A 12,406-nucleotide genomic window follows, 5' to 3' on the forward strand; every position below is an offset into this window, starting at 1 on the left:
CCTTAAGCCCTTCCCATTATAAATCTCTAGAATATCTTCTTCGCAAACTCCGTAAGAACTCCAAGAAAAAAATTCTACAAACTGTTTGAAAAACTAGATTGAATATTAGCTTTAGAATTGTCGGTTGTAAAAATAGTGAGTAAATCTTTCATTATTAAATTAGGTGATATTTGAAAGTCACTTTTAATCCATTCATGGATTAAACCGTAAAACCCATACGCTTTATAGAAGGCATTCGAATTAAATATAGGTGAACTATCTTGGAAATTAGCGAAAAGCAGTTCATTTTGTAATATTGTAATAATGGTTTCTATAATTGAACTCTGTAATTTTGGAACAGTGTCGTTTACTATTAATAATCTATAATAATGAGAATGTTTCAAAATATGATGGAAAATCGTAAACTCTTGTGGCTTCATGCGATTGAAGTTAATTTGTTCTTTTTCATTAAAAGGATGAAGGCATTCTTGATAGAACTCATGAGATAGGTATTCAACGAAAGAGTTGGCAAGATCTTGTTTATTCTTAAAGTATTTATAAAATGTCGCACGATTATATCCGGAGTGTGACACGATTTCTGAAATAGATAACATGGAATATCCGTTTTTAGCCGTCATGTCCGCCAAGACGAAGTAGAAATCCATTACTGTATGTTGTTGTTTTTTAGAGATATTTTTGTAATCGATCATGAAAAATCCTCCTTAAGTCAACAATTTTTGGTAAATTGTTTATTACCTCAACACATTTTAACCTTCTGTTGATTGTGGGCCTTTTAGTCAGTTTGGTATAGTGATTATATCATAAAATAGTATGTATATTCTAAAAATTCAATAATCATTTTTTCCTAAAAATATACTATTTTATGAATATATTATCTTACTATACTAGAAAAGGAAAAAGAGAGAAGGTGGGGGTAAAATGAAAGTACAACAAAACAAATGGCTTGTTGTTGCCAGCTTTTTGGTCCTGTTTGTCATCGTTGTCGGGTTTTATTTTTTTCTGAACTCAGGCAATAAAACCGAACAAACAGCTAGCAAACCTAATGAAACTGAAAAAGTTCCCGAACAACAAGTAGAGGTGCCAAAGGATCCGATTCCACCAGCATTTACGAGCAAGGAATTGACAACGCTTCCAGGAGAGAATTGGATTACTAATGGCGGCAGTACATTTAATCAACGATTTTCTACATTAAATGAAATCAACACTACTAATGTTAAAAATTTAAAAGGAAAATGGGTAACACACCTTGGTTCTGGTCAAGAGTTTAAGTATTCAGGCGAGGCATCGCCGATAGTTTATAATGGAGTAATGTATATTATTACAGGGGCTGATGAGGTATCGGCACTGGATGTAAAAACGGGTGAGAATTTATGGATTTATAAGCCTAAAATTGACGATTTAACAACCGTTTGCTGTGGCTGGACAAGTCGGGGAGTTGCCATTGGCGATGGATTAGTTTATGTAGGTCTTTTAGATGCAAAGCTTGTGGCGTTAGATCAGAAAACAGGAAAAGAAGTTTGGTCCACTGTTGTTGATGATTGGAAAAAGGGCTATACGATTACAAGTGCACCGCTATACTATAACGGCAAAATATACACGGGTATCTCAGGCGGTGAATATGGAACAAGGGGCAGGGTAACTGCCTTTGATGCCAAAAGTGGAAAAGAACTTTGGCGATTCTATACCATTCCAGGGCCCGGAGAAACTGGACATGAAACATGGCCTAGTGACAATGATTCATGGAAACGCGGCGGTGCGCCAGTCTGGCAGACACCGGCTGTTGACCCTGAAACGGGACTGCTCTATTTCTCAACTGGGAATGCTGGCCCAGACTTAGATGGAAACGTACGATCAGGGGATAACCTTTTTGCCGCTTCAATTGTGGCGATTGATGCAGAAACGGGTAAATACAAGTGGCATTTTCAAGAGGTGCACCATGATATTTGGGATTTAGATGCACCAAATCCTGTCATTTTATTTGACGTTGAGATTGATGGGGAAATGAGAAAAGGATTAGCTCAAGCCGGGAAAACGGGTTGGGTATACATTTTAGATCGGACAAATGGGAAGCCATTAATAGGAATTGACGAAGTACCTGTTCCGCAGGATAAGCGACAGGCAACTGCACCTACACAGCCGATTCCAAAAGGGGATGCGTTTGTTCCACAAGAGGTAACAAAAGAAGCTCTTGCTAAGGATGCACCTAAATATGAAGGGAAATTTGGTAAGATATTTGATCCTTTCTGGGAAGAGCCACTTCTTTTAAAACCAGCAGCAGCTGGAGGTGCCAACTGGCCACCATCTGCCTACAATCCAGACACTGGATATTTTTATGTCGTAGCTACAGACCAGTACCAGCTTTTCACCAGAAGTGAAGAAAAGTTTAAAGAAGGAAGTATGTATCTTGGAAGTATCATTGCGCCTGTAGATGATTCTCCAAGACGAGGCACCGTGACGGCGATCGATGTGAAAACAAATAAAATAGCTTGGCAAAAGGTATGGGATGATAGTGCCTATAGTGGTGTTTTAACGACTAAGGGTGGCCTTGTTTTTGTCGGTCATAATGATGGCAGATTAATTGCATATGATGCCAAAACGGGTGATCAAGTGTGGGAGTTCAAGACAGATGCTGGTGTAAATGCCGCGCCAATCGCCTATGAAGTCGATGGAAAACAATATATTTCTGTCCTTGTTGCAGGAAATTCTCTTGCTGGGACGAAGCATGGAGACTCACTATGGACATTTGCCTTGGACGGTACGATTGAATCTGGGACTACTCCAGTAGCTGTTAATAATGATGAAAGCACAAACGATGGTGCTGTTGAAGTAACTGCAAGTGTCGATGATGGCCAGACAGTATTTGAAGGAAACTGTCTAGCCTGTCACGGGAGAGAAGGAACAGGGGGACATAATGGGCCTGATTTACAGCTTAGTCAAGTTGCAAAGGATCCCGAGAAGGTAACAGAAAGGGTAAATAAGGGCGGAACAACTATGCCTGCATTTGGAGATATTCTTACAAAGCAACAAATAAAAGATGTCACCGCCTATATCACTGAGATTATTGCAAAAAAGCGAGAATAGAACTGAGAGAGTCAGGCCCCCGAATGCTAATTCTTTAGCGCGAGGGGGTCTTTTCATTTTGTAAAGGCATAAGAAGGAATGTTAATTCGTATGATAGAATTTTTAACTAGGGAAAAGGAAGAATAATGAATATGTTATGAGGAATGAAAAAACATTCAACGAATGAGGGATATGATGAAACTATCAGGGAATACCGTACTTATTACGGGAGGGGCAGCAGGAATCGGGTTTGCTTTTGCCGAGAGATTCATAAAAGCAGGCAACAAGGTCATTGTCTGCGGCAGACGCGAAGCAAAGCTAAAGGAAGCAAAGGAAAAATATCCTGAACTGATTACCCGCGTTTGTGATGTCACCAAAGTATCTGATCGGATTACTTTGTTCGACTGGGTAAAGGACGAGCACCCTGAAGTGAACGTGCTTGTAAACAACGCAGGCATTCAGCAGCGCTATCATGTACTTAAAACGAACACAATGGAAGATTGGAGCTATTACAGTCATGAAATAGCGTCTAACATCGAGGCACCATTTCATTTATGCATGCTATTTGCGCCGTACTTTGCCAATAAAGACTATGGGGCTATCCTTAATTTATCATCTGGTTTAGCGTTTACCCCAATGGTGATTGCACCGATTTATTCAGCTACGAAAGCGGCGGTTCATTCATTTACGATGAGCTTACGACATCAGCTTGAAGATACGGCCATTGAGGTGATCGAAATTGCGCCTCCGGCAGTTAATACCGATTTAGGCGGAGTAGGCTTGCATACCTTTGGCACCCCAGTAGATGAATTTGCAGATGCTATATTTAAAGGCCTAGAAGCAGGAAAAACCGAAATTGGTTACGCACGTGCTGAAAAAGCGATGAGGATGTCCCGAGATGAAATTGATGAGACCGTAAAGGCGATGTACGCCAATATGAAAAACACAATTCTATAATGACGCAATGAGCTACCGTGTGGGTAGCTCATTATTGTTGAATTAACGAATGTGGAGAAGATGAAATTATGTAATTTATTATTATTACGTAAAATATAAATTTGACGTAATAATAGGAGGATTTTAAAAAGGGGGGGCGAATATATAAATGATGAGGTGAATTTATGGCAAATCAAACAAAACAATTAAATTATAAAAAGCTGCAGCAATTATTAAATGAATTGCCATGGTATGTGGCTGAATATATCAATCATAAACAACGAAAGCTTTCAGCAGCATCCTTATTAAACTATTGTCATGATTTCAAGATCTTTTTTAATTGGATGATCAGTGAGCAATTGTGGACTGGTGATGTTAAAGATATTCCACTTGAACAATTAGAGAAAATGACTGTCATCGAGGTCGATAATTTCTTAAACTTTTTACATTATCAGTTAAATAACAAAGAAATTACTGTCAATCGTAAGCTTTCGGCGCTGAAATCCTTATTTAACTATTTGCAGAATATCGCTGAGACACGTGATTTACAGCCCTATATCCAGCGAAATGTCATGGCTAAGATTGAATTTAATGAGATTAAGGAAAGCATGGAAACAATCGCCAATAAAATGGAAGGCAAAATCCTTCTTGGCGATGAATATGAGAAGTTTAGAGCATTTATTGCACATGATTACGGAGAATTAAACAAAGATAATAAGAGAATCTATCATTTTTATAAAATGAATCAGCAGCGTGATACGGCTATTGTATCGTTAATATTAGGTTCCGGCCTCCGTTTATCTGAGTTGGTCGGATTAGATGTGGATGATATTGATTTTAGCAAGTTCACAGCAAGAGTGATTCGTAAAGGAAATAAAGAGCAATACGTGTATTTCAGCCAGGTGGCGATGGCGGATTTACAAGAATATTTGGCTGTCAGAGTTTCAAAATACCAAATTGATAAGAATAATAAAGCGCTATTTATTTCGGCTCCCATGGGTCCAAAAGGTAAATCTCGTAGACTGACAGCACGTGCGGTGGAAAAATTAATCGAAAAATATGCTGCAGCATTCGGTAAACCAGCGTTATCAGTACATAAGCTGCGGCATTCATTTGCTACCAGATACCATTCGGAGATAAATGATGTACCGAAATTAAGACGGCAATTAGGCCATTCATCGATCCAAACAACAATGATATACACGCATATACGTAATGATGATCTAAAAGATGCTGTTGATAAGATGGATATGCCGAAGGATTAAATTTGATATTTATTTTTTACTGGTCTGTATTTGTTACGATTATTAGACAAATGCAGATTTTTTATTTGATATAATTCTCATGTTTTTTGACACAAAGAACATTTGTTCGTATAATTAAATTAGGTTGCTTCTATCTTAGGAGGATGTTCAAATGCATAGAAAGAAAGATATTACCTACGAGCAAATCATTGAAATGTACTTAAATGGTCTATCTTATAAATTGATGGTTGAGGTCCTTTCCAGATGTTCCTAATAAATACTTACCTCCATTTATAAGAGGTGTGATTGATGGTGATGGTTGGGTTCAAAAGACAGGATATGTAATGAATATAACAACAGGAAGTATTGGATTTGCCAACGGTCTTCTATCTGTTTTTCAATCTTGGAATTTACGAACGGAGATAACATCCCAGATTAGTAATGCTGGAAATCTGATATATAGAGTTTGGGTTAAAGGAAAATACGAACTTCCTAAACTAGCAAAAATTATATATAATGAAGTAATTGATTATTACGCTTCATATAAAAAGGATTATATGACACAACGTATAAATGAAATATAAGTCAATATTAAATATTTGGAGTGGTTGAAATGTGGGTAACAGTAAATGGAAAGTTGATTCAAACAACAGATATTTCGAGAATTAAATTCAGAACAAACATTAGTAGATCTTTAATTAATGATTTAAATGAATTAGCCAAAAACAATAATACACATATTAATTACTTGATTGAAAGTGGATTACAAAATGTTTTATCTAAAGGCTATATTAGTTTTAACAAAGAATTAAGACCTACTGACAGGGTTCAATATAAAACAACATATGACAAAAACCTTTTAGAAAAAGTAAAAGAATTTGCAAAAAAGCATGATTTATTTATTAATGATGTAATTGAATATAGTGTTAATTTTATTGATGTGGAGAAGGCTAAAAAAAGTAATTATAAACATCGGATAGAGTAAAATTTTAGTATCATATACAACGCCCCGAACATAATACATATTCTAGGAACTTATAAAAAGAAATTAAAAACTGTCTCATATCCAAAGTATACTTGTGATATTGAGACAGAATGAATTTTTTTAGTTTAAATTGATTTCAATCTTAGGATTTATTTTTTTGATCATCTCACAGAATTTGTTATCATGTTTAGGTGAAATTAAGATCGTGTTGTATGTACCATATTGTATTTCTAGTCGTTTTAATGATAATGCTGGGCTTGATAATGGATTTAGTGTTTTTCGAATGCTATTGATTGACATAATATCAATTTTCCAACGAAATGGTCCACCGACAACGATTAATTGTTTTCCTTTAATTTCATAATACGTTCCGAACCACACCCAGCTAATAAATGTGGTTAATAAAATAGTAGTTAATATGGTTGTAGTGGTCTCCCCCATCCCCTCTGGTCCTCCGGGGAGAAAAATGAATGATCCTATTAAAAAGAGTATGGTACCCCATAAAAGAACCCCGGTGATAAGCCCTTTTTTTGAATAGAACCGCATATCGTTAGGCCTCCCTTCTACTATTTTTTATCCTTATTGGTTGCCATGTCATATGCCTTTTTTAAAAACTCCTCTTCTGTGATTTTTCCTTTAAGTCGATCCCGTACCAACTGAATTTGAGCCTCTGTTAGAGATAATCCATCGATTTCTAACGAAGCTCGAGCATTTTTCATTGCATTTTCGATTCTTTCATTCATAATGGGCACCTCATATAATTTTTCTACACAAAATTGATTCATATCTACAAATGGCTTATGGGCTTCATAGGAATTCTACAAAATCCATAATCAATTCTACAAAACTAATGAAGAATTCTACAAATTTTACGAGTTATTCTACAAAATCACAAAGGAATTCTACAAAGTATGGATAATACTCCCAAATCCACGCACAAATCCCTACCTCTTATCTACGTTCCAACACTCCAAAAGTTACAAAAAAACGTCTAGAAAGTCCACTAGACTCCCTAAACGCCTCTGTCAACTACACTATCCTACATTCTTTATTCCACCACTACCAGTAAACTGACTATTATACAAATCAGCATAAAATCCGCCACTTGCTAACAACTCTGCGTGATTCCCTTTTTCAATCACACTTCCATTATTCATCACAAGAATAAGATCGGCATCTCGAATCGTAGATAACCGGTGTGCAATAATAAAGCTCGTGCGTCCCTTCATCAAATGATTCATGGCCCGCTGAATCTGCAGTTCTGTCCGAGTATCTACACTACTGGTTGCTTCATCTAAAATCAAAATAGCAGGGTTTGCTAGAATCGCCCTGGCAATCGTTAATAGCTGCTTCTGTCCTTGCGAGATATTGGATGCTTCTTCATTCAAAATCGTATCATAACCTTCAGGTAGTGTGCGGATAAAATGGTCGGCGTTAGCCGCTTGTGACGCTGAAATAATTTCCTCTTCTGTTGCTCCCTCTCTACCGTACGCGATATTGTCACGAATCGAGCTATTGAACAGCCAAGTGTCTTGCAGCACCATACCGAAAAAGCTTCTAAGGTGCGCACGTTTTAACATTCTAATATCAATGCCATCTATCAAAATTCTACCCTTGTTGATTTCATAAAATCGCATCAATAAATTTATAAGGGTCGTTTTACCAGCACCTGTTGGCCCTACAATCGCCACCTTTTGGCCTCTTTCCACTTCAATATTCATGTCTTCAATTAACAGTTCTGTTTCTTTATATCCAAACGAGACATTTTCAAATGCTACGTCACCCTTTGGAGAATCAATTTCGAGAGCTTCAACCGCTTCAGGTACCTCTTCGGTCTCGTCTAATATCTCGAACACCCGCTCCGCACTCGCAACTGTTGACTGAATTACGTTTGCAATCGATGCTGTTTGAGCGATTGGCTGAGAAAATTGTCTGGTGTATTGAATAAAGGCTTGAATATCACCGATCTCAATCGCCTTTTTTGTAACTAAGATACCGCCAGCAACAGATACTAAAACATACCCAATATTATTAATAAAAGACATTAAAGGCATAATCATGCCAGAAACGAATTGCGCTTTCCAGCCTGCTTGATAGAGCTTTTCATTTATTCCCTCAAATTGTTCAATGGACTTTTTTTCATGCCCAAATACCTTAATGACTTTATGACCTGTATACATTTCTTCAACATGTCCATTAAGCTGTCCCAACGATTTTTGCTGACCTTTGAAAAACTGTTGTGATTTTTTTGCGATTTTTGCAGTGGCAATAAAGCTCAACGGCAGTGTTACAACCACGATGAGTGTCATCAACGGACTAATTGAAAGCATCATCACAATCACTCCAATTAGCGTGACAACCGAAGTAATGAGCTGGGTTAAGCTTTGCTGTAAAGTAGTACTAATATTATCTACATCATTCACTGCACGGCTGAGAATTTCCCCATGTGTCCGGGAATCAAAGTATTTTAGCGGCAGTCGGTTAAGTTTTTCTTCCACTTCATTACGCAGGTTATAGACGGTTTTTTGAGCGACTCCGGCCATGATATACTGCTGAATATAGGCAAATATCGCACTCATTAGATAAAGACCAATTAATAAAATTATGATATGACCAATATAGTCAAAATCTATTTTTGCTCCAGGCACACCTTTAATCTTCATCATTAAGCCCTCAAACAGTTTGGTTGTTGCCTTACCCATAATTTTGGGGCTGACAATAGCGAATACTGTGCTGATCATTGCAGTAAGTAATACAGAAAGAAGCTGTAGTTTATATGGTCTTAAGTATCCTATTAATCTTCTAAGTGTTCCTCTAAAATCCTTTGCTTTTTGGACAGGCATCCCCATCCCCATTGGGCCAAATCCGCCTCCTGGCCCCGGTCTCCGTCCTCCAGCACCTGGTACAGCATCCTGTTTCTTCGACTCTCTACTCATGCAATCTCCTCCTCGGAAAGCTGAGACATTACGATTTCACGATATATAGGACTCTTATCCAACAGTTCTTTATGAGTACCAATGCCTGAGATCCGGCCATTATCTAGTACAATGATTTGGTCTGCATCTATAATCGTACTCACACGCTGCGCAACAATTAATACGGTTGAATCAACAGTTTCCTGTTTTAAAGCAGACCGTAACTTGGCATCTGTTTTAAAGTCCAATGCGGAGAAACTATCATCAAAAATATAAATCTCAGGTTTTCGTACTAGTGCACGGGCGATGGATAATCTCTGTTTTTGACCTCCAGAAACATTTGTTCCCCCCTGAGCAATCTTTGCATCAAATCCATCTTCCATTGCAGAAATAAATTCAGTTGCTTGCGCGATATCAGCCGCATGCAAAACTTCATCCTCCGTTGCATTTTCTTTACCGTAACGGATATTTTCTGATATCGTCCCAGTAAAAAGCACGGCCTGTTGCGGAACAAATCCAATCTTTTCACGGAGTCGTTCCTGCGTCATTTCATGCACATCCACACCATCTACTAAGACGGTGCCGCTGTCCGCATCATAAAAACGAGGGATCAAATTAATGAGTGTTGATTTTCCAGACCCTGTTCCACCTATTATGGCTGTTACCTCACCAGGCTTCATTTTAAACGATATATTCTCGATCGCTGGCATTTCAGCTCCAGGATAACTAAACGTGACATCTTTGAATTCTACCAGACCACGCATGCTTCCTACGGACATAGACACAGACCGATCATTAATATCTGTCACAGTCTCAAGCACCTCGTTTATTCTGACAGCTGAAACGGAGGCCCGTGGTATCATTACGAACATCATAGATAGCATGAGAAACGAGAACATTATTTGCATGGCATATTGAATAAATGCCATCATATCTCCTACCTGCATGTGACCATTGCTTATACGAAGACCACCAAACCAGATAATAGCGACGGTTGAAAGATTAAGGATGAGCATCATAATTGGCATCATAGCTGCCATAATTTTATTTACTTTAATTGCGGTTTGCGTTAAGTCCCAGTTGGCTTCATTAAACCTCTTTTTCTCGTGATTAGTCCGATTAAATGAGCGAATGACGCGAATTCCTGTTAAGTTTTCTCGTAAAACCCGGTTAAGTTTATCTAGTTTTACTTGCATTGCTTTAAATAGCGGAATTCCTTTTCTAGCGATGATTACAATGGCAAGAACAAGAACAGGCAAAGAAACGGCCAGCACTAGCGTCAATTTGGTATCCTTTGAATAGGCCATAATAATCCCACCAATGCACATCATTGGGGCCATGGCCATCATTCTCAGCATCATTACAAGTACTTGTTGGATTTGTGTAATGTCGTTTGTTGTTCTTGTAATCAATGAAGACGTACCCAGTAGATCGAATTCATGTAAGGAAAAATTGCTTACGTGAGAAAATACGCTAGAACGCAATAATTTTCCAAAACCTGAGGCGGCCTTGGCTGAAAAAAAACTAGCTGCAATCGAACAAATCATCCCTCCAGCTGCGATGATCAACATGAAACCACCAATTTTCCATATGTATGCTGTATCTCCTGTTACAACGCCCTTGTCGACTATATCGGACATTAACGTTGGCAGATATAGCTCAGCTAATGACTGTAGAAGGACAAGGACAAGTACCAGGTAGATTGGCAGCTGAAATGGTCTTAAATATTTTGTTAATTTTAACAAAAATCTTTCCTCCCTTTTTTGCCACAAAATTGATAAAAATTTTAAAAAAATAATGTTACTACTTACCTTTTCAGCTTTAGTGAATTAAGTATATTCCCCATGAAAAATTTGGTCAAATTTTACCCAGATTAGTTGTTTTAAGCACAAAAAACACAGGTCTTCCTGTGTTTTAAATTTATATCTACATGATTCTCAAACTAAATAGTTCCTTGGTGTACCGTAAAATATAACCTGATTAAATTGAGGATAAATAGATTCAAAATGAACGTAGATTGGGGCATCCAACAGCCATGGAAAGTTTGAATACAATGCTTGGTCCCCATTAACCATTGCTTTTAATGCTAAATTTAATTCCTTTTGAAAAATCATAAAACGGACTTTTGTGTAATTTTCATCATAATCCCCACCGCTTACATAGACACGAGCACACAATGAATATTCCCCTAACTGTGGTACCCACTCAGCTAATACCTCATCACGCATATTATAGTTAATAGCACTATAATTATAGTTGCAGCCAATAGAAAGAAAAAGCTGTCCTGTTGTATCAGAATGAGTGAGTGTATATTTTCTTCCCTCTACAGGACGAAAAGGGGTAGCAGGGGCTTGGTAGCTTACTGATAATTTTGAAGGAATGAAGACACTCATCAAAAGCTTCCTCCTTTCAAAAGAGCTACCTTAGTATATGAAAATTAAATTTTTTCGTGACAAATGCCTATTTCATGAAGAATCATTATAGTTAATTTGGTTGGTCCTTCTTTAGATTGCTTAAAAGCAATCTCCAATGACCGTTGTCAAATATCCAGGTAGATTCAACCAATGCAATCGTGTCTCCATTTGCAATACCGGTTACTCGTTGTATTCCTTTTAGCCCCTTAATCTCTCCTTCCAGTGTAACAGGGGTCAGGCTGCTAAATGTATTGACTGTTAATTCGGTTGGTTCATTTAATTTTCCTTTATAATAGACGCCCATTTTTTTATAATAATTCTTTCGATCTTTTAGATCCAATAAATATGACTTTCCAGTTTGGGCTAATCGGATCTCTGCCTTAAAATTATTTAAAAAGTGACTTTCCATCTCGAGTGGTTCAGGTACCGCTAATTTGGTGACTTCAAAGTCTTTTAAAGAGTATAGAAGGTTGTAGACGGTTCCTTCATTTTCTTCCGATAACACACTCGTAAATAAGTCCTTTACACCATCATTATTTAAGTCGATAAGCTGAACCGATGCCTTAGAACCACTTTCTAATGAAATGGTATACGTTTTCTCATTTGAAGCAACCACTTCAAGATAAATTCTTTTTAAAAATGAATCCTCTTCATCATAGGGAACTCCCTTTAACAGAATTACATCATTTTTTCCATCACCGGTAATATCCATTTCTTCTTTGGATAACGTGACTGTTTCCTTACTTTTTTCGATTGCGTATACTCCGGTAATGGCAGTTAAAGATATAAAAAAACACGCAACCATAGCAAGCAGCATCTCTTTTTTCATCAATTTCCCCTCCAAACCTTATT

At 37.5% G+C, this 12,406-nt stretch carries 12 protein-coding genes; 5 read left to right on the forward strand and 7 right to left on the reverse strand.

What is annotated here, in order from left to right; translation table 11 throughout:
• Positions 1-74: 74 nt before the first annotated feature.
• Positions 75-689: a TetR/AcrR family transcriptional regulator gene (locus tag ABES03_RS03770; RefSeq protein WP_430115246.1), complete on the reverse strand. Its 615-nt coding sequence runs from the start codon at positions 687-689 to the stop codon at positions 75-77.
• 229 nt (positions 690-918) lie between these two features.
• On the opposite strand from ABES03_RS03770, the gene ABES03_RS03775 reads away from it, so the two are divergent.
• The 5 genes from ABES03_RS03775 (at position 919) to ABES03_RS03795 (ending at position 6,225) form a co-directional block, all read left to right on the forward strand.
• Positions 919-3,081, forward strand: a complete 2,163-nt coding sequence (locus tag ABES03_RS03775; protein WP_430115249.1) for a PQQ-dependent dehydrogenase, methanol/ethanol family — start codon at positions 919-921, stop codon at positions 3,079-3,081.
• A gap of 174 nt (positions 3,082-3,255) precedes the next feature.
• Complete coding sequence (locus ABES03_RS03780; RefSeq protein WP_430115348.1) at positions 3,256-4,017, forward strand: SDR family oxidoreductase; 762 nt, start codon at positions 3,256-3,258, stop codon at positions 4,015-4,017.
• 164 nt (positions 4,018-4,181) lie between these two features.
• Positions 4,182-5,261 carry a tyrosine recombinase XerS gene (gene xerS, locus ABES03_RS03785; RefSeq protein WP_430115252.1) on the forward strand — a complete coding sequence of 360 codons (1,080 nt, stop codon included), beginning with the start codon at positions 4,182-4,184 and terminating at the stop codon, positions 5,259-5,261.
• A 281-nt stretch (positions 5,262-5,542) separates the two neighbouring features.
• Complete coding sequence (locus ABES03_RS03790) at positions 5,543-5,824, forward strand: hypothetical protein (RefSeq protein WP_430115255.1); 282 nt, start codon at positions 5,543-5,545, stop codon at positions 5,822-5,824.
• Positions 5,825-5,853: 29 nt separating this feature from the next.
• Entirely contained in the window at positions 5,854-6,225 is a 372-nt protein-coding gene (locus ABES03_RS03795; protein ID WP_430115258.1) for an rRNA methyltransferase, read from the forward strand.
• Between the two features lie 120 nt (positions 6,226-6,345).
• On the opposite strand, the gene ABES03_RS03800 is transcribed toward ABES03_RS03795, so the two are convergent.
• From ABES03_RS03800 to ABES03_RS03825, 6 genes are all read right to left on the reverse strand, one after another.
• On the reverse strand, positions 6,346-6,771 hold the full coding sequence (locus ABES03_RS03800) for a PH domain-containing protein (protein ID WP_430115260.1): 426 nt from the start codon (positions 6,769-6,771) through the stop codon (positions 6,346-6,348).
• Positions 6,772-6,791: 20 nt separating this feature from the next.
• Complete coding sequence (locus ABES03_RS03805) at positions 6,792-6,968, reverse strand: antitoxin VbhA family protein (RefSeq protein WP_430115263.1); 177 nt, start codon at positions 6,966-6,968, stop codon at positions 6,792-6,794.
• A gap of 291 nt (positions 6,969-7,259) precedes the next feature.
• Positions 7,260-9,161 (reverse strand): ABC transporter ATP-binding protein, encoded by a 1,902-nt coding sequence (locus ABES03_RS03810; RefSeq protein ID WP_430115266.1) that lies wholly within the window; start codon positions 9,159-9,161, stop codon positions 7,260-7,262.
• On the reverse strand, positions 9,158-10,885 hold the full coding sequence (locus tag ABES03_RS03815; protein ID WP_430115269.1) for an ABC transporter ATP-binding protein: 1,728 nt from the start codon (positions 10,883-10,885) through the stop codon (positions 9,158-9,160). Before ABES03_RS03815 ends, ABES03_RS03810 begins: the two co-directional genes overlap by 4 nt.
• 192 nt (positions 10,886-11,077) lie before the next feature.
• The gene (locus ABES03_RS03820) at positions 11,078-11,533 is read right to left on the reverse strand and encodes a staygreen family protein (protein WP_430115271.1); all 456 of its coding nucleotides are present in this window, start codon (positions 11,531-11,533) and stop codon (positions 11,078-11,080) included.
• Between the two features lie 91 nt (positions 11,534-11,624).
• Positions 11,625-12,383, reverse strand: a complete 759-nt coding sequence (locus ABES03_RS03825; RefSeq protein WP_430115274.1) for a hypothetical protein — start codon at positions 12,381-12,383, stop codon at positions 11,625-11,627.
• Positions 12,384-12,406: the final 23 nt, after the last annotated feature.

The organism is Neobacillus rhizosphaerae (genome assembly GCF_050477885.1).
Lineage (GTDB): Bacteria > Bacillota > Bacilli > Bacillales > Cytobacillaceae > Neobacillus > Neobacillus rhizosphaerae_A.